The sequence below is a fragment of the Nitrospira sp. KM1 genome (assembly GCF_011405515.1).
In the GTDB taxonomy this organism is placed as follows: domain Bacteria; phylum Nitrospirota; class Nitrospiria; order Nitrospirales; family Nitrospiraceae; genus Nitrospira_C.
Genome location: NZ_AP022671.1, coordinates 92,327 through 109,592, shown reverse-complemented (window position 1 = coordinate 109,592; position 17,266 = coordinate 92,327). Strand labels below are relative to the sequence as shown.

17 protein-coding genes are annotated in these 17,266 nt (G+C 56.7%); 6 read left to right on the top strand and 11 right to left on the bottom strand.

Features of this window, described 5'->3' with window-relative positions; all coding sequences use genetic code 11:
- Positions 1-43 precede the first annotated feature (43 nt).
- A complete protein-coding gene (locus tag W02_RS00515; RefSeq protein ID WP_173043752.1) occupies positions 44-547 on the top strand; it encodes a peptidylprolyl isomerase in 504 nt (167 codons plus the stop codon).
- A 53-nt stretch (positions 548-600) separates the two neighbouring features.
- On the opposite strand, the gene W02_RS00510 is transcribed toward W02_RS00515, so the two are convergent.
- Entirely contained in the window at positions 601-945 is a 345-nt protein-coding gene (locus W02_RS00510) for a secondary thiamine-phosphate synthase enzyme YjbQ (RefSeq protein WP_173043750.1), read from the bottom strand.
- Between the two features lie 140 nt (positions 946-1,085).
- Between W02_RS00510 and W02_RS00505 the strand changes: the two genes are divergently transcribed.
- Both W02_RS00505 and W02_RS00500 read left to right on the top strand, forming a co-directional pair.
- The gene (locus tag W02_RS00505; RefSeq protein WP_173043748.1) at positions 1,086-1,628 is read left to right on the top strand and encodes a DUF4136 domain-containing protein; all 543 of its coding nucleotides are present in this window, start codon (positions 1,086-1,088) and stop codon (positions 1,626-1,628) included.
- 23 nt (positions 1,629-1,651) lie between these two features.
- Positions 1,652-2,284, top strand: coding sequence for a DUF4136 domain-containing protein (locus W02_RS00500; protein WP_173043746.1), 633 nt, complete (start codon positions 1,652-1,654; stop codon positions 2,282-2,284).
- 160 nt (positions 2,285-2,444) lie between these two features.
- On the opposite strand, the gene W02_RS00495 is transcribed toward W02_RS00500, so the two are convergent.
- The 3 genes from W02_RS00495 to W02_RS00485 form a co-directional block, all read right to left on the bottom strand.
- Positions 2,445-3,467, bottom strand: a complete 1,023-nt coding sequence (locus W02_RS00495) for a cyclopropane-fatty-acyl-phospholipid synthase family protein (RefSeq protein ID WP_173043744.1) — start codon at positions 3,465-3,467, stop codon at positions 2,445-2,447.
- A gap of 164 nt (positions 3,468-3,631) precedes the next feature.
- Positions 3,632-4,003, bottom strand: a complete 372-nt coding sequence (locus W02_RS00490) for a rhodanese-like domain-containing protein (protein ID WP_173043742.1) — start codon at positions 4,001-4,003, stop codon at positions 3,632-3,634.
- Positions 4,004-4,113: 110 nt separating this feature from the next.
- Positions 4,114-4,593, bottom strand: a complete 480-nt coding sequence (locus W02_RS00485; protein WP_173043740.1) for an SgcJ/EcaC family oxidoreductase — start codon at positions 4,591-4,593, stop codon at positions 4,114-4,116.
- Positions 4,594-4,735: 142 nt separating this feature from the next.
- On the opposite strand from W02_RS00485, the gene W02_RS00480 reads away from it, so the two are divergent.
- From W02_RS00480 to W02_RS00470, 3 genes are all read left to right on the top strand, one after another.
- Entirely contained in the window at positions 4,736-5,341 is a 606-nt protein-coding gene (locus W02_RS00480) for a hypothetical protein (RefSeq protein ID WP_173043738.1), read from the top strand.
- A gap of 262 nt (positions 5,342-5,603) precedes the next feature.
- Entirely contained in the window at positions 5,604-6,683 is a 1,080-nt protein-coding gene (locus W02_RS00475) for a M48 family metalloprotease (RefSeq protein WP_173043736.1), read from the top strand.
- Positions 6,658-7,740 (top strand): M48 family metalloprotease, encoded by a 1,083-nt coding sequence (locus W02_RS00470; RefSeq protein ID WP_232068750.1) that lies wholly within the window; start codon positions 6,658-6,660, stop codon positions 7,738-7,740. Before W02_RS00475 ends, W02_RS00470 begins: the two co-directional genes overlap by 26 nt.
- Positions 7,741-7,794: 54 nt before the next feature.
- On the opposite strand, the gene W02_RS00465 is transcribed toward W02_RS00470, so the two are convergent.
- The 7 genes from W02_RS00465 to W02_RS00440 all read right to left on the bottom strand — a co-directional run bounded on the left by W02_RS00465 (position 7,795) and on the right by W02_RS00440 (position 16,572).
- Positions 7,795-11,955 (bottom strand): AsmA-like C-terminal region-containing protein, encoded by a 4,161-nt coding sequence (locus W02_RS00465; RefSeq protein ID WP_173043732.1) that lies wholly within the window; start codon positions 11,953-11,955, stop codon positions 7,795-7,797.
- 95 nt (positions 11,956-12,050) lie between these two features.
- Positions 12,051-12,389 (bottom strand): hypothetical protein, encoded by a 339-nt coding sequence (locus W02_RS00460; protein ID WP_173043730.1) that lies wholly within the window; start codon positions 12,387-12,389, stop codon positions 12,051-12,053.
- A 219-nt stretch (positions 12,390-12,608) separates the two neighbouring features.
- Positions 12,609-12,731: a hypothetical protein gene (locus W02_RS21710; protein ID WP_255458548.1), complete on the bottom strand. Its 123-nt coding sequence runs from the start codon at positions 12,729-12,731 to the stop codon at positions 12,609-12,611.
- Positions 12,732-13,154: 423 nt separating this feature from the next.
- Positions 13,155-14,468 (bottom strand): NupC/NupG family nucleoside CNT transporter, encoded by a 1,314-nt coding sequence (locus W02_RS00455; protein ID WP_173043728.1) that lies wholly within the window; start codon positions 14,466-14,468, stop codon positions 13,155-13,157.
- Positions 14,469-14,550: 82 nt separating this feature from the next.
- Positions 14,551-15,012, bottom strand: coding sequence for an isoprenylcysteine carboxylmethyltransferase family protein (locus tag W02_RS00450; protein ID WP_173043726.1), 462 nt, complete (start codon positions 15,010-15,012; stop codon positions 14,551-14,553).
- A gap of 101 nt (positions 15,013-15,113) precedes the next feature.
- Positions 15,114-15,950: a Slp family lipoprotein gene (locus tag W02_RS00445; RefSeq protein ID WP_173043724.1), complete on the bottom strand. Its 837-nt coding sequence runs from the start codon at positions 15,948-15,950 to the stop codon at positions 15,114-15,116.
- 10 nt (positions 15,951-15,960) lie between these two features.
- A complete protein-coding gene (locus W02_RS00440) occupies positions 15,961-16,572 on the bottom strand; it encodes an outer membrane protein (protein ID WP_173043722.1) in 612 nt (203 codons plus the stop codon).
- Between the last annotated feature and the right edge of the window lie 694 nt (positions 16,573-17,266).

Sequence of the window (17,266 nt, the reverse complement as noted above, 5' to 3'; positions counted from 1 at the left end):
TGCTTGGTGAAACAAATCCGATCAGGAATCGAAAGGAGGAACTATGCCGCCGTCAATTGTGAAACTGGGAATGATGCTTTCGCTCTTCGGTACCTTGATCATCGGGGGAATTATCCAGCCCGCACTGGCGCAGGAATCTCATCCGATCACCGAGGGATCGAACGTCACGCTGATTTATCATATTACGGTGCCAGGCAACACGGCCTTCGAGGTGAAAGACGTGGGGCGGTTCGTGCAGGGGAAGCACCAACTGCTGCCGTCGCTCGAACGCGCAGTGACGGGCATGAAGACGGGAGAGGAGAAACAAATTGAACTGACTGCCGAGGACGGGTTCGGCCCCTATGACGCCGGCAAGCAGAAAACGATACCCAAGGTGGATCTTCCGGACGGAACAAAAGAAGGTGACATCTTGCAAGACAAAGCTGGACAATCTGCAACCGTGACCCACCTGTCCGGAGGCTCGGCGGTCATGGACTATAATCATCCATTGGCCGGCAAGGCTATCGTGGTGAAACTCAAGATTCTCAAAGTAGAGGACCCCTCCTAATTCATGCTGCTAGAAAGCCGCAGCATCTGATGCCGGATGCTGCGGCTTTCAGTTCACCTATCCGCGGTAAGCGTTGCGTATACCTGTCGCTCGCGAGGGCCATCGAGTTCGACAAGCATCACGGATTGCCATGTACCCAGAACCAGCATTCCTCCGCGCACTGGAATGGTGAGCGACGGACCGATGATCGAGGCTGCCATGTGTGACCATGCATGTACTGGATCGTGCGCATGACGAAACTGAATCGAAGGTATGATTTTCTCCATGATCTCGAGAAAATCACACTCTGTCCCTTCTCCAATCTCTCCCGTGGTCAACGCGGCAGTAGTATGAGTGACGAATACCGAGCACAGGCCTTCCTTTAGGTGCTCTGTACGCAGATGCAATGTTTGAGTCATGGCTTTGCCCCTCACGCTATCGGCATTCGACCTCCGCCTTACGATTCCCCCGGCGGCGGCGACCCCGCTCTGGACATGCGATTATTGACATTGCACCTTCATTAGTGCGATGCCTTCTGCTACCATCCGCTATAGACGCTATGCATAAAGCGCTCGCGACATGTATCTGCCCGCTGATCTTCGCGGTCACGGCTTGTGGGGCTCCGAAGATCGGATATGACTATGATCATACCGCCAACTTCCGTGGGTATCGCACGTTTGAATGGGGACCGGAACAACAACAGGTTTCCGGAGATGCCCGCATCGACAATACCCTGCTGGACACTCGCATTCGCACAGCCGTTGCCGATGAGCTTCGCGCCAAAGGCTTCAGCATTCCCATCAACGGGGAACCGGACTTCTATGTCGCCTATCATGCAGGCCTGAAGGACATGATGAAGGGAGCATCGACTCAAAATTATATCGGAGACATGTCTCATGGTACCTACACGACGATCAACGACATCCAGGCATACAAAGAAGGGACGTTGCTCATCGACATTGTCGATGCCGGCTCAAAACAATTGGTCTGGCAGGGGTCTGCCCTGGCGGAGGTGAGTCCAGGTATGACCCCGGAGGAGCGCGACAAGCGTATTCACTACATCATTCACGGCATGCTTGAGCATTTCCCACCGAAGAAATGACACCGACGAGGGTCTCACCGTTGATGCCGTTCCTCTTCCTGCTCATCGCATCTCTCACCGGAGCCTGCACGTCAGCCAAGGTGGGGTATGATTACGATCGGAACACTGATTTCACGACCTATCGCACATATGAATGGCTGCCCGGCCCTCAAGAACGAACTGGCGATTCACGTCTAGATAATTCTGACGTAGACATGCGCATTCGGATCGCGGTCGGTGGACAACTGCGGCTAAAGGGATATACATCTCCTGCGACCGGAAAACCCGACTTCTACGTGGCCTACCATGTCGGACTGAACGACCTTGTCCCGGACATGTCCAGCCAATATTATTCTCCCGGAATGTCAGGAATCCCGTTTACACGCTCCGCGGACAGCCGTTATGCCGGAGGACATGCACCAACATCGACGCCGGCATCTCCGGCATCTCTCAGCGGCACTCTGCTTGTCGATGTCGTGGACGTCTCATCCAATATTTTGGTCTGGCGCGCGACAGCCGACGGCACGGTCGACCCAGGCTTGACCTCTGAGCAGCGAGACGAACGTATTCGCACCATCGTCCATGAAATGTTCACCCACTTTCCGCCGCAACGGGCCAAATCTGCTCGGTCACTCCCCGCTCAATCGACATTACCATCCTCTCAGATCCGGCCGTAAGACCTTCCCGAATTTCATTGAGATGGTGCTCCCTCAGGCAGTACGACTTCTCGTCCGGATGGGTGACGGTCAGATTGACGGCGGGTCAGACTAAGGACTAAACGAACGGGCTCGGCCTTGGGTACTTCAGAGTGACTCAATACAGCGCAACAGTCTCATCTCATACATAGGATACGAGCACCTGCTCCATGGACCCCGGTACCACATGCTGATCAGTCCTTGAAAATCCCGAGGCCTTGAACATTCGATCGTATTCTTTGAGCGTGTAGGCATCCCCCCCTGGCGTCGTGGCCAGCATAATGAGACTGAATTCGGCCACCATGGGCGGGGTAATTCGATCGTCGTTTGGGATGAATTCAAGCGTCAGCACCCGCCCATCTGGGGTGAGACACCGTTTGATCTTGCGCAAGAGGGATTCGCAGGTGTCCATGGAAAAGTGATGGAGGAAATTCGTGAGCAACACCAGATCGTAGCCCTGTCCAAAATCCTGCTGAAAAGCATCTCCTGCGATCGTCCGGTACCGTTCCTGCACGCCGGCTTGTCGGGCAAGATCTTGGGCAACAGCCAGCACCGCCGGCCAATCGAGCGCTACGATCTCCGCACTCAGGCAGCGTTTGGCGATTTCGATTCCAAATATGCCGTGCCCGGCGGCTATATCGAGGACCCGTTTGACTCCTGGTTGAGTCTTGCCGACGAAATCGGCAATCCCTTGAGCCGGTTTGATCATCAGTGGAATCATTGATTTGGCGAAATCGACCCAGACGGGGTTCTCCGGCTCAACAGTCCCGTCTCCCCCCGCCGCGGTCCGCCCTTGTTTGACGGAAGCCGTCAGGTGGTGGAAGGCATCGGTGAACTTCGGCGCGTGCAGGAAACCCAGAGACGCTCCAATATATGCCGGTGACTTTTTATCGAGAAATACCGAGGAGTCCTGCGTAAGTTGGTACCGATCTCCGTTCTTGATCAGAAAACCCTGGATGGTGAGATAGTCGCTGAGAATGCGCACGCCCCGAGCTGCCGCCCCGCAATGGGCTGCCAGGGAATCTGTCGTATTCTTCCCTTCCCCGATTGCCGTAAACAAATCCAGATCGATGGCCGCTTTTATGGCTTGCGATCGCTGATAGGCATTGGCCGTTTGAAAAAACAATTCCGGCGTGGGCTCCGCTGCATGTTTCGGGTTGGTCATGAAGACATCTCCTGCGTACTAGCCGCTACCCGTTCACGGAAGGGTTTCCACATTTGATGAACCAGATCGGACCAGGGCAATGGGTATGGGCATGTCGTACAGGACATCCCGAGCAATCGGCCACACCCCAGACTCGTTCGGCCCAACGTCTGATCCCACTCTAATTATTTTTCGATGTCGTATCCATCGTCTTGCCACCAACGCCATCCGCCATCGAGTTCCATCACCGGATAGCCCTTGCCCGCGAATTCCACCGCGGCGGTGGCCGCGAGATGGCAAACTATCGAGTAACAATACAGGACGTTGGTTTTGTCTCTTCGCAATCCCTTTTCGGTGGACCACTGATCCTTAGGCAGATTGACCGCGCCCGGAACGTGTCCCTTGGCATAATCCTCTTCCGCCCGAACATCGACGACATTGACCTCATTATTTTTGATCATACGCTCCAATTCGGTCGGGCCTGTTGTAAATGACATCTTCGCCTCAAAAAAACTCTTGGCTCGAGCCGGGTCTTTGATTTCAATCTGTGTTCCCATTGTGCCCTCCGTGTTTCGTGTTTATGGTCCCCGATGGTCGATTATAAAATGGGCCGGAACCGTGCCCAAGCGGAAAATATCGTCAGCAAGAAACATTCCGCGACGATGCTTCAAACCTTCCGTCCGAAGATTTTCCACAGCCAATCCGTTACCATCCAGATCGCCGTTCCTCCCCAATGATGGCCCAAAGGGCGAACTCTCGTATTTTGAAAAGCCGCCAAACGCCATTCACCATCGCGATGAATCACCACCATCGTTTGAATCGAGTCTCTCGATGGCGACGGCCGCGAGGCGCCGGGCATGATGGTGCTGCCGATCGCATGAAGCACGGCCGCGTGGGGACTCACAAATCGCACGCTCATGATGCGGCCGACGAGGCGCGAGCCCTTCATGTGGGTATCGAGCAATCGCTGATGGAATGAACCTATCTGGTCCCGTCCCTTGAAGTGTGACCCGTCGAAGCCGATCAAATCTCCGTCATCGGCAAACACTGAAGCAAAGGCCTCCCCGCTACCCGCGTTCCACCCTTCGATGAGACGATCATACAGGCGGTGAATCGACTCATCGCTCGCATGGCCGGATTCACTCATAGACATCCTTAGAGTCTCGACTCACCCATTTGATGAACGGTCGGTTGTTTGTCACACATCACACCAGCTTACGCAAGTTGGTTCGGCCACGCTCTTTCTCTTTTCCAAGATGAGCGGTATGATAATCCCCAACGAGGGTTCGATGCGTGACCTTCATACCGCCATCGCCACACCGTCGTCGGGCCCGAAGCGTGGGACCGACGTTCCTCCCATGACCCGCCTCGCCGGTCTTCTGACAATCATCGTATTAGGCCTATTCGGACCGCTTGTGCCGGTCGGCGCCGTTCCTATGCTCAACGATCCAAAAGGCTTTGAGGGCATTCCCTGGGGCGCAGCATTTTCCGAGTCCGCCGATTTTCAACTCGTAGAGGATACCCCCACGATCAAAGGGTATGAGCTCAAGCAGGGCGCTCCTCCACTCGGGAACGCGAACATTGACTCAATGCGGCTGCTCACATTTAACGGTCAGTTTGCGAGAGTCGTCGTCCGCTACCACGGCAAAGGCACACACGATCAGGTCGTCTCCTATCTCCAATCCCGCTATGGTCCCTTGGACCGTACGCCAGGTCAGACGACCAAGGGGGCATTACAACAGTTAAACTGGCAGGGCGAGGAAAGCGAGATCGTACTGACCTATGAGGGCATGACCGATCGGGGAATCATTTTTTTCGAACATCGCGGAACGGCGCTGAAATTCTCGGAAGGCCAGATGGCACCGGACCCCGATCTCGGGGGAGCCACCTACTGAACGAGGACATTCAATTTCTCTGGCCACATTCGTGCGTCTCCAGCCCACTCCGTGATGGATCTCTTCAACAGCACAAGTCGATGCTAACGGATGTGCGGTGCTCATAAATTGTGCGCGGAGATGGATTCCGACGACATCGGCCGGAACTTCGAAGAAATCTGTGACACATCCTTTTCAGACTTTCCTGGATAAGCAGGAAGATACATGGTTCCATGAGCCCGACGCTCGACGGGTTAGGCCCGGCGTCGTTCCCTGAACCATCATGATGGCGCTACTCCTGATTGTGCTGCCCTTCGCGATGCTGTCCTGCGCTCAGAGACCGCCGGCACAGTCCAGCAACCAGCTTCAGATATTGGCCGAACTCGACGCGAGACAGCAGTCCCTTGCGAACGAGCAACTCTATCGAGTATCCATCTTGAGCATGGCCTTGCAGGATCCTGCTCATATCCCACGCTATGTGCCGGTCTCGCTGGTCATGAGCAACGAGATCAACGCCTATTGCGACGGCGACAGAATGGGCGTACTGCAAGGTATGGTGCGCTTTCTTTCCGATGACAATGAGTTGGCCGCGGTGATCGGTCACGAGTTGGGACATTGCCTGCGGGAGCATGTGAATAAGCGCCGTGCCCGACAAGCCGAACCCTTTTCTCACATGGCGGCGTTCTGGGGGAGCAAACTGTTTGATCAGGAAGAGGAACGGGAAGCCGATCTCGACGCACTCAGATTTCTCGACCTCGCAGGATTCAATCTGGAGGCGGCTGTGACGATGTGGGAGCGCAAGGCCGCTGCACTGCCCTACACCAATAGGAAAAGTTATTTCTCCACACACCCGGGAACCTTCGAACGCCTTGTCCAAGCGAAAAAAGTCGTTGCCGGCTCGAAGAAGGAGAACCATCCCGCCCACGAAGGCAACGGCATACCTCCTTCTTCGAGACTACACACTGAGGCGGCTTGGTTCGATCACGCCGGCGTCACTGCACAGTCGAAATTTCTTAGATGGATGCGTGACGGCCATCAGACGTTTCTTGCAAAACGCCGGCGAGCGATCGAACAAGAGCTCGCCCGCCTGCAGAACGACGGACGGCTTGAAGACCGATTTGCCGCCGAGACCCTTGCAGCCGAGGTGCAGGCATCGGTGATGCGACTGGAGCGGGAGATTGCCGACCGAGAACGCGTGGTCGATCTGGCTTCGACAAATGCGATCAAGCGAAGCCTACTGCGTCTTTCTCTCGAGCCTCCGCCGGAAGATCCGACCGCGCGACTCATCGCCTTGCTGGACGAAACGTTCAACACCTTGCAGATGATATCCGGCAGTGATGATGTCACCGATGCCCGCCGGTGAGCGCTTTCCCTTCCTCGCCGGCCTGTCCCGGCGTATGCGGCTGGCGATCCTCACCATCATCCATGCGCTATGTGTCGTGGCCGGCATCATCGGTTGCGCTCCGCTCCTCACCCCTGAAGAGCAGCAAGCCCGCAACGAGCTGCTCGAGAAGCTGCGGCCATGGCGCCAAGAACAGCGGGACCGATTGAACTTCATTGGACTGGCTCTGCAGGACCGTTTGAGCCGCCCTTCAATTATCCCCGTTCTCATGTACGCGGGCGTGGCAGGCGACAGGATCGATGCCGGGTGTACGGGCGATGCGATCGCACTGTTCGAGGGAATGGTGAGATTTCTCTCCGATGACGACGAATTGGCATTTGTCATCGCTCATGAAATGGCCCACTGCTTTGAGGGCCGGGGATCGTGGGCGCGCACGTGGTCTCAGTCTCCCGTCTTTTCTCAGTCGGACGAGGAACGGGCCGATGCCTTTGCATTAGCCTATCTCCATGAAGCAGGATTCGACATCGACACGGGCGTCGAAACCCTCGTGAGGCTCTCGACTGAGGTCCCGCGCAGCATGACGGGCCTCTATTTCGTGATCCATCCTCATTCGCTCGGGCGTATCGCACGAGCAAAGGAAGGCGCCGCCGCAACACACCGCGGCACCCATCCGGCGACACTCCGGCCGCTTCGGTCGCCGGTTCGCAAAGTCACGTTTGCCATGACAGCATGGGTCGATCTGACGAGGGTGTCGAAAGAATCACGATGGGTTCAACGGTTCGATCATGAGATGCGCGCCTTCGCCGATCCGCGGTTCACAGCAATCGAGACGTCCAAACAACAGATCAAACTCGCCGAGGAACAAGGAGATCCGGCCGCCGTCGAGCGTGCCAGAAAAGAGTCGGAGACGCTCACCGCCCAGTTGCAAGAGGAAATTGCGACTAAACGCCTTGAAATTCTCACCCAAACCAACCAGCCCTTCCATCGGGCCATCGTTCAGGTCACGCGCGAGGGCATGTACGGTGATCCCAATGCACGACTCGCTGATTTGTTAGACCGGTCCAATCTGAAAGAGTGATCACATGCTGACTCGGCCGGGTCGGTGCCCTGACACTATGGGTCGAGGCGGCAATCACGGCTCTTTTTTCCCGCCGAGCATCTTATCGAAGAGTTGTTTGCCCGAATCGGTTGCCGCCTTGAACGCATTTTCTGTGGCCTTTTGGGCAGCTTGACCACCGCGACAGCCTGTCAGGACATCGGCAACGGTACCGATGACCGCGCTTGTCTGCCGTGCAACCAGATTGGCGGATGTCACGTCCGCTCCAAAAGAGGGTTTGGCCAACGTGCCTTTGACTGAAACCGCCACCGGTAATCGGGTAAACCCTTCAGCTGTCTTGGTGAACTGATCGAGACACGGGATCTTGACGTGTTCGGAGAACTGGGGCCCGACTTGAGGCTCCAAGAACGCGTCGACGCGGCCGTCCAATCCAATCTTGCCGGCAGCTTGGACCGCCACGGACGGGCCGTCAGCCTTCAGCTGATCAAGATATATCCATCCGTTCTCGGCTCTAAACTCTCCGTGTATGGTGCGAAATCCCAGTCCTTTGAAATCACTGATGTTGGTCTTTTCGGCGAGGAATTCAAGGGCGGGCGAATGGACGAATTTCCCGTCCTCGACGTCCACCGTGGCCGTGCCGGTCAGGCTTTTCCTCAGTCGTTCCCCTTGTCCCTGGCCATGGCCAATGGTCGTGAACCTGCCCCGTCCTATAATCCGTGGCTCCTGCTCGGAAAGGATGGCCTTGATGAGCACGCCGAGATCAAGGGCGTTACCTTTCACGTCCCATCCGATATCCTGCAAGCCGTGCTTCTCGACAAGAGTCACGGTGCCCTGAACAGATCCTCCGGCAATCCCAGTCGGATCCAACATCGCATGCAGTCCCGTATCATCGCTCTTGACGGCCAATCTGCCTGAACCGATCTCCAGATTCCGGTACAGAATGGTGCCTACGGCAAGATCAATGTCCACATCCAGCGCATCGGTCATGTCTGGATCTTCGTGCGTCCTCTTCGACCGCTCAGCAGTCCGCGGGTGACCGCGATCCTCGCGTTCAGTCAAAAGTCCCGTATACCAGTCGACATCGAGTGATTCGACATGACCGCGCAGGTGCGCACCACGGTTCGCCCCTTTTCGAATACTTCCACTCATGGTGGCTTTGTCCGGGAGGCCATCGAGACGCTTCGCATCGAGCGACAGGTCCGACACCCGGATCTCGTCGCCATGAAACCCCACATTGTGCTTGATCATCATGGTGGCAGAGGTTCGCTTCCCGCTTGCGACCTCCACGGTGATCGGACCGATTGTCTCCGATCCCTGCACCGTCAGGCTCTTGCCTCCCGTCGTGCGACTTATCTTGACCGCCCCGGTGACGAGCAACGGACCGGACGCGCGGCCGGGCAAGAGGTTGAAAAAGTCCGCGACAGCTCCTCCGTCCCATTCCTGGACCGCCACCTCGATACTTCCGGTCTGTGCGTTATCTTCTTCTGCATTCACCGGCCAACGCCCGCTAATGGAAAACCGTCCCGCGTCACGTTCACCGGCATGGACGTCGATCTCACCCCGTTTGATCTCCGCGACATGTCTTCCCGGATCGACTTCCACGTCGGCTGTTACGTTGAGCGACCGTGTCATACGTTGGTCCCCGCCCATCCGGATGCTCAAGTCGGTGCCGCGCAGCGTTCCCTGTGCAGTAAACGGTCGACCGGGGCCGGCGGTGACGACCCGAACATTGCCGGCAAGGTGACCACCGGAGATCAGACCGTACTGGCGTTCAGTCAACAACCCCAATCGTTCCAATAATTCAGCCATATTCTGGGATGCGATTTCCAAAACGACATCGCTTGAGCCGCCAGAATCGGCGGTTCCGGACAGACGGGTGTGGCCGAGTACTTGATTCTCCCCGCGCACTCGCGCCGTCCACGACTCCACCGTAACTTTTGACCGTCGTGCAATGGAGCCGCGGATGTCCGTACTGAACACCATGGGCGGGACTGCATGATCGACATTCGCGAACGATATTCGATCCAGGTCCAACCTTCCGGCAAGGGCAATATCATCAACGTCGATGAACCGCGCCTTGAGATCGGCATCTATCACGCCGGTCCGGAGCCATCGAATGGGTTGTCCTCCACCCAGCTCGATCCAGGGACGCAAGTATCCGATGGACAGCCGGTTGATCCGCAATCCTAGTGTGATCGGATCCGTTGGCCCATTGGCATGACCGGCTTTTGTCGCGAGCAGATGCATGGTCAGCGGATGGTCCAAGGACAGCGCCGCCACCGAGCGCTTCTCTTCGAATACGTTGATAAGCAATTGATTCAGACGGACGGTCCGCTCATCCCTCACAAATTCTCCGCTATGTGAAACGGTCAGATCTAACGGAGGGACGTTTCCATCACTGTCGGGCAATAGAAGATGAAGGCCTTTGTTCTGTAACCTTACCTCCCAACTCGCACGCACGCGATTCATTTTGAGCGCCGCATGGCCGTCGATCCGCGCACGGCCGACCTTCACCCGACTCCAGAGACCCACAAGCGGGTTCAGCGCCTCACCCGGTAATCCGGTCAGGTCCAGCGAGCCGTCCAAACCACTCAGTCCCGTTTCAGCGGATAACTGCCACCCTCCGGTCGCCTGCAAGACGGCCACAGTTTGATTGTTGAGGTGAGTCGTCACGCGGATCGATTGTAGATCTACGACGGACAGTCCGGTCAGCTTCGCCTTCACATCGGCGAGCATTTCGAGCGGCCCAATCACTCCCCCTTTGGCTTCACTCTGCACCAGAACTCCCGTCGATCGCAGTTGCCCGGAGGCATCCATGGTCATGCCATGTTCTCGCATCGAAATCGACATCGCGCCTTGCACTGTCCCAGCCGTCACGCCTTTGAACGGATCAGGCCCAAACAGCGTCGCCCACGGGCGAAGATCCTGAATCCTGGAAGAGATTAACTTCACAGACCAGACGGACCGATCCTCCTGGCCTTCCATTGTGACCTCGTGGTCGCGGGGCGCGAGATTGAGGACCGTCGGGCGATCCAATTCGCCTGTCGCGACGATTCTGGCTCCTTCGCTGATGGTCAGCGAGAGTAGCTGGATGCCGAGATCGTCCGTCGCAGAGTCGAACCAGCCATCCTCCTGGAACACGACATCGACGGGTGGACCGGTCTTTCCGTCCGTCGATAGCAGACGAACCGCAATTCCTTTGGCCTGACCGCGAACGGAAGTCTTCGCGCCTTCCAGGCGTCCAATGAACTCCGCGCCAATCGAATCTGCCTGTAACTGCAGTCCCTCATGTTCAGCCAGCCAGAGATTCAACGCATCAGGCGTGACTTCGCTCAATGTGAGCGATCCATCGGCTATGGTTGCCCTGGCGGACCCGTCGACATTCCATGCCAGGCTGGCGGTGCCGAGCGGGATTTTTCCTCTCGTCAGCGCAAGCTCGGAAGAACCGTTCAGGCGCGAGATACTCCCTTGATAGTGTCCTGCCAGAGCCTGCCGAATTCCAAAAACGTCGGTACCTGTTGGCTCCAGCCCTCCCGGGCCTTTGCGGACGAATGCCTTGTTGGTCCCTTCCCATCTGAACGATCCATCGCTCGTCACGTCCACGGACATTCCCAAATCGATCGTACCGGACAAGTCCTGGCTGTTTTCCTGCTCGATGAGGAGACCGGCTCGTACCGAGATAGAACCGGTCCGGCCGGGACCAATGTGCTCCAATGCAGAGACGATGCGACCGCTCAGCCGTCGGCTATTCGTTTCAATGATCACCGTCGAATCATCTAATCTGGCCCTTTCAATCACAACGGGAAAATGGAACGGTCGGCTTGTCACCGGTTCTGATTTTTGAACGTCGCCCGATTCCTTTCCTGATCTCTGATCCAGCCTCATCCGGACCTCCGCGCCCTGTATCTGCAATTCCTCGATCACGGGTAACGGCTCCTTGATCAGGGTCCATGGCGATAGGCGAAGATGGACACGCTCCGCTGTCAATGCCAAGCCCGAATCAGCGTCCACAAAGGCAAACCCGCCCATCTCCAGTTGACCCCGGAGATATAAGGCCCCGCTCCGCGCATCGATCGCCGCTCCCGTGATGCGCTGCACAAGCGGAACCAGAACATGACGAAATGCATGAGGGGTCTGCAGATACGCCACGACAGTCAGTAGAAGCGCGAGCACGAGGAGACAGACGATCCCCAGCATTTCGAACACCGAAAATCGCGGTCGGAATGGTACGGTCATGGAGTCAGTTGCCGTTGCGGTTAATCCGGAGTTGGCAGCTTACCAAGGCGGGAACAACGAAGAAAGAAGGAAAGCGCGCTCGCGCGGGCGTCCGTCTATCGCTGTGAAAGCACAGCGGCGAGTTTGGCCGTCACGACGGCCGGAATGGCGAATATCCCCAATGCTACGAGTCCAAGCGGAAACAGATTGCCGATCTCCTGGCTCGCCAGCATGGACACGCCCTGTCCGATCTGAGGAATGAGCCCCCAACGCCAGGCCCGTTCCGGTTCGACATAGGCTAGCGCCCCAGCCACCAGACAAAGAACAGGAATACCTACCGTGAAATACGTCTCCGAATCCCAGGCTTCGCCTTTACCGGAGATCGAAGCCACCACGATCCAGACCAGGATGCCGGACACGAGGGCAAGTCCATACAGCCACTGATCTCTCTTCATGGCGGAAAATCTACGCTCAGGAACGGAACAGGTCAAGGACCGGGGGAATGATTAGTGGTGACTCTCATGCGACTGAGCGCGAGTGCAACCCGCTCGACCACATAGGCAACTGACCGGCAGATTGTTGCGCCAGGTTCTACTGTAGGAGTTTCGACCCGACTCCATGGATCAGTTCGTAGATGAATTTGGCGCCTTCATGAGCATCATAAAAGAGGTATGTCATCTGGTCGTCAGAATGAACATGGCGGCATAAAACACTCCCGGCATGGCGCATTCCCATTTACTCGTCAGCCTTCCGACGTATTTCAACGCCTTCTCGTTCGAACACAGGAGATAGGCCACTCCTCCTCCCAATACCGCGCCGCCAAGAATATCCGACAGATAATGCAACCCGTGGAAACGAACCGATCATGAGAGCGTGCGCAAGGGCAGGATGCCCAAAGGCCGCGACACAAACAGCAACCCGATCACAATGGCAAAGAGAAATGTGGCGTGGTCGCTAGGAAAGGAATTCCACCCCGCACAGTTTTTTCTCTGAGGCCCGCCGCATGGCGGAACTGTAGCTCCTGTGTAAGCCAGGGCCTGATACGGACTGGGTTGTATTGCGCCAACTGGAAACTGCCAAAAGTCATTAAGGAGGTATTTAGACCGGAAGAGTATCGGGTTTGAAGCAAATTTCTATTCGCTCCGTGAGTTCTTCTGCAAATTGCCTTTTGCACTCAACTGGACCCCCATACTCTTTGATGGGGATAACTGGAGAAGATGCTAGAAAGCCGCTAAGACTCCGGCTATGCATCCAGTCATTAAAGTGGTGAGGAACGCCGTCCACAGAGCGCGAAAGCCCAAGATCGATAAATCCTTAGCCCGGCCTGGCACCAGAGCGGCAATGCCGCCCACAAAAATCCCCATGCTTGCAAAATGCACGAACCCGCACAGTGCATAGGTCATGGTCGTCAGCGACCGTGTGGAAAATGCCGGCGGGGAAGCCGACTGGAGGGCGGCAAGCCTGAAATAGGCCGACACTTCCGTCTCCACGAAGCGAGAACCCAACAGGTCCGCCCCGGCACTCCATTCGTCCGGACGAAGGCCCAAAAGAATCGTGAAGGGCCAGGTCAGCCAGGCAAAGACTCGCGCGACCGAGAGCGGCGTTCCTCCCCAAAAAGGCAGTTGACCGAGAGCGAGATCCAGCAGGGCTTCCAATCCGAGGAACACGATTAGCAGTGTCGCAATCCCCACCGCCATTCTTACCCCCTGCCCTGCACCCTCGATCAATGACACTATGAGGTTGGACGGAGCATCGGCAGCACTCATTTCCGATCGGTCCGCCCTGGTGGCCCCAGCCTCGATCGGAATGCCGCCGAGTGTTGCCGGGTGTTCGGTTTCCGGGAAGGCGAGTTTGCTGGCCAGTACGGCGCAGGGAATGGCAATGACCGATGCAGAGATTAAATGGCCGGCAATCTGCGGCACGACATGGTGCAGCGCCCCGACATAAATACCCATAACGGTGCTGGCCACCGTCGCCATCATGCAGGTCAATACGAACACGAGTTCAGAGCCGGTCATGGCGGCAAGAAAAGGCTGGACGATCAAACCGGCCTCGATGCCGACAAAGATGTTGGCCGCTCCGGAGAGCGCTTCCGCTCCGGATAACCCCATCGTCCGATAAAATAATCTGGCAAACACTCTCACAACAGCCTGCATGACTCCGAGATAATAAAGTCCCGACATGACAGACGCAAAGAACACCACCGCAGGCAGTGCCTGCGCAGCGAGGATGAATCCTATGGAGGCCGTTCCATCGAGCAGCGTCTGACCGGGCCCCAGAGCAAGAGGTCCGAGCAGAAACAGCGACCCCTTTTGAGAAGCGGCCAACATCGCCACAACGACGTCGTTGACCACGCTGAGAATCCAGCGTGATCCTGGGAACCAGAACGTGACAAGCCCAAGCCCCCAAGCAAGTGCCACGCTTCCGGCAATGGTCCTCCAATTCAATCGGCCACGCCGGCCCGTCAGCCAGGAAACGAACGCAATCACAAAAAACCCAACAAATGCCAACAGTCGGTACGGCCAGTCTTCCATCGATGCGCCTCCGTCATAGCTGGAACGACGGCGGGAGGCTACGCCGGGAACAGGCTGGCGTCAAGCGGGGAGACACGTCGCACTATATCCAACGGCGAACACGTGCGGCGTAAGCGGTGAAGTGCTGCCCGAATGTTGAAAAGAGTGCTCTTTCTTCAGGCTCTATTTGAAAACGATTCATGTAAAGAAGAAATCCGGGCAAAAACACGAATGCCGTCGCATTGGACAACAGTAGGGCCCAGGCAATGAGAATCAGAAGAAAGCCTACATACATCGGATTGCGGCTCCATGCGTAGATACCAGAACGTACCAAAGCGGATGATGATTCAGGCTTCATTGGATTGACGGTGGTTCCCACTCTCTGAAATGACACGTACGCCGACACGATCACAGCCGCGCCGATGAGGGTGACGCCGACCGACAGCAGTGTACGGCCAGGAAACTTAAAATTGAGTTCAGGCCAGATGGTCTTCGCAAACCACATGAGACCGGCCACGACAAAGACGAGCAGAACAGGTGGAACCTTTAATGCCAAGCCCGACATGGGAGGCAAGCCTACGCCAAGCTTGTTGCTTCATCAACCGCAGGTCTACATAAACATGAGGCACTTTCCCCGTTCAAACCGGGTGAGGTTTCTGAACGCGATCAGTGAGGTTTCTGGAATTGTGGAGGAGCATCGGCTGGGGGTGAAGGCGGCGGAGATGCGGGCGGTGCTGGCAGTGGTGAGAACCCATACGGCCCTCCATGATAGTAATAGTCCCGGTAGCCGCGATATCCGCCATAGCCGTTATAACCTCCGTACCCGCCATAGCCTCCGCCATACCCGCCGAACGACAAGGACTGAACCAATCCCTGCAAGAATGAGCCGAGCCACCCAAAGGATGAAGGCTCAGGCTCCGCATACAGATCTTGGTACGGACGCGGATATCTCTGGGCCGAGAACGGAGCCGATGATCTCGACAGACCCCTCGGCCACACTTTGAGTTCTCTTACCGTTACAATCGGATAGAGATAGTTGTCGGCACCTTCATTCAGCGGACGTTGAAGTTCCCCTTCCACGACACCTGTGACAGTCACGAGAGGATCGCCACCAAGAGTGGCGGGGTCGAGGAATGATGATTGTCTGGCGAGAAACCGTCCCAGAGACCGGCGACGATCCCCTGCCGAAGGCACTCCCGCATCGGCTGGCAGTTGTAGAATTTCCAGTTCCGTAAACCCTTCCAGCCGTTTTGCGTTCAAGACAATCCCTGAGATCGTCACGGTTCGTCCAAGGAACTCGGTGGGCGCCGCCCTCAATTGGGCGAACAGCGATGCTTGCTCTGAAGCATCCGCATCGACCCTGCTCTCTGAAGCGGGTGACCCTTCCATCAGTCCTTCGCTCCCGATGCCCTTTCGCTCGAGTTGATGAGCCGACTGCGCGCAGGCCGTGAGCATGGCCGCGGTGATCAGAATCGAAACCGACTGGAAGACATGCGTTCGCATGTGCCCTTTTTCAGAAATGGTACGACAACCCGACGACCCATTGCTGAACACGGTAGTCGCCGTGAAATCCGCTGTCATGACCAAACGCATCTGTAAGACGGAGCGTGGCCATCGTATATTTATATTCAGTGAACACCGCCACATTCGACGTCACGAACGCGCGGACTCCGGCTAACAGGTTCACTCCTACCGTCGTGTCCGAATCCGACTGGGTAGTGGCGGACTGACTCAACCGGCTGACAATCACAGCCGGTCCTGCGCCGATGTACGGTTGATACGTCGCTCCGGGATACCGAAGCAGCACGTTCAGCCCAATGTTCGTCACGCCCAGATGCACACCCGGAATATTATCGAGGTTCTTGATGTGAGGGTTGCTGTAGAGCACATCCAATTCACCGCCGAGAATAAAGTGACCGGCGTAATAGCCGATCTTTCCTCCATAGGCGTAACTGTTCTTGAGGTCGAAATCGGGAGCACTCAACCCCTGCAATGCCCCGGTCCCGCGCACGGCCTGCACTTGGTCGGCAAAATTGCCTCCAAATTGACCTGCGACATACCACTCGGCAGACACCAGCGAGGGCCAACCCGCAATCAGAACGGTGATCAAAAGCAGAACTGGCATCGGTATCCGTCTCCGCAGCGCTCTTTACCGATTTGCTCCTCACAGGATGTTCAAAAAGGCCATTGTTCTCACCCATCCAGCCCCGGCGATTCCATTTCCACCCTCCCACCTATCGATTGCTTTGCAATCGTTATCCCGCGACGCGCCGTTCCGCGGGCAAAGCCGCAGCGAGGTCTGCGACGCGAAGAATAATGAGCGTCACGGTTGCGGACGGGCGCGAGCCGGTGAGCGCCCAGTGTCTTGAGGCGAAGCGTATCCATTCTCACCCGCCCGCCCACCGACTGTGGGGACAGTCGTTTTCCCAGGTCTCACCCGCCCGCCCCGAGCGGCTCAAGCCGCTCTTACCCGGGCCGTACGCTGAGCCTCTGAGGTTCACGCCGTGCCGAATAAGGCACGGCACGACTGTGAACGCCGCTGAGATGGTGAGGCGAAAGTGCCCCGCGAGAACGCAGCCTGGTGAAGGCGTGTCTTGCCACGTCCGGGCGGGCGGGTAACATGAGCGACTTTTTCAACATCCTGCTAGAACAACGCTTCACTGATAGGCCGCTATCCTTCAGATCAGAACTCTGCAATCTCTACGCCGCAACAAACGCAGCCAAACGCCATTCATGGGGGTGCCTCGTGACTATTTCGAGGGAACAAAACGTCTGCATGCGCCTGTGAACTGTGTCGCTTTTGTCGAAGCCCTGACTGC

Excerpts from the sequence above, each read along its gene's own strand:
- W02_RS00485 (WP_173043740.1), bottom strand. The coding sequence starts at position 4,593 with ATGAGTGAATCCGGCCATGCGAGCGATGAGTCGATTCACCGCCTGTAT.
- W02_RS00515 (WP_173043752.1), top strand. The coding sequence starts at position 44 with ATGCCGCCGTCAATTGTGAAACTGGGAATGATGCTTTCGCTCTTCGGT.
- W02_RS00500 (WP_173043746.1), top strand. The coding sequence starts at position 1,652 with ATGCCGTTCCTCTTCCTGCTCATCGCATCTCTCACCGGAGCCTGCACG.
- W02_RS00480 (WP_173043738.1), top strand. The coding sequence starts at position 4,736 with ATGCGTGACCTTCATACCGCCATCGCCACACCGTCGTCGGGCCCGAAG.
- W02_RS00465 (WP_173043732.1), bottom strand. The coding sequence starts at position 11,955 with ATGACCGTACCATTCCGACCGCGATTTTCGGTGTTCGAAATGCTGGGG.
- W02_RS00445 (WP_173043724.1), bottom strand. The coding sequence starts at position 15,950 with ATGCGAACGCATGTCTTCCAGTCGGTTTCGATTCTGATCACCGCGGCC.
- W02_RS00470 (WP_232068750.1), top strand. The coding sequence starts at position 6,658 with ATGATGTCACCGATGCCCGCCGGTGAGCGCTTTCCCTTCCTCGCCGGC.
- W02_RS00505 (WP_173043748.1), top strand. The coding sequence starts at position 1,086 with ATGCATAAAGCGCTCGCGACATGTATCTGCCCGCTGATCTTCGCGGTC.
- W02_RS00450 (WP_173043726.1), bottom strand. The coding sequence starts at position 15,012 with ATGTCGGGCTTGGCATTAAAGGTTCCACCTGTTCTGCTCGTCTTTGTC.
- W02_RS00495 (WP_173043744.1), bottom strand. The coding sequence starts at position 3,467 with ATGACCAACCCGAAACATGCAGCGGAGCCCACGCCGGAATTGTTTTTT.
- W02_RS00475 (WP_173043736.1), top strand. The coding sequence starts at position 5,604 with ATGATGGCGCTACTCCTGATTGTGCTGCCCTTCGCGATGCTGTCCTGC.
- W02_RS00490 (WP_173043742.1), bottom strand. The coding sequence starts at position 4,003 with ATGGGAACACAGATTGAAATCAAAGACCCGGCTCGAGCCAAGAGTTTT.
- W02_RS00455 (WP_173043728.1), bottom strand. The coding sequence starts at position 14,468 with ATGGAAGACTGGCCGTACCGACTGTTGGCATTTGTTGGGTTTTTTGTG.
- W02_RS00510 (WP_173043750.1), bottom strand. The coding sequence starts at position 945 with ATGACTCAAACATTGCATCTGCGTACAGAGCACCTAAAGGAAGGCCTG.
- W02_RS00440 (WP_173043722.1), bottom strand. The coding sequence starts at position 16,572 with ATGCCAGTTCTGCTTTTGATCACCGTTCTGATTGCGGGTTGGCCCTCG.
- W02_RS00460 (WP_173043730.1), bottom strand. The coding sequence starts at position 12,389 with ATGAAGAGAGATCAGTGGCTGTATGGACTTGCCCTCGTGTCCGGCATC.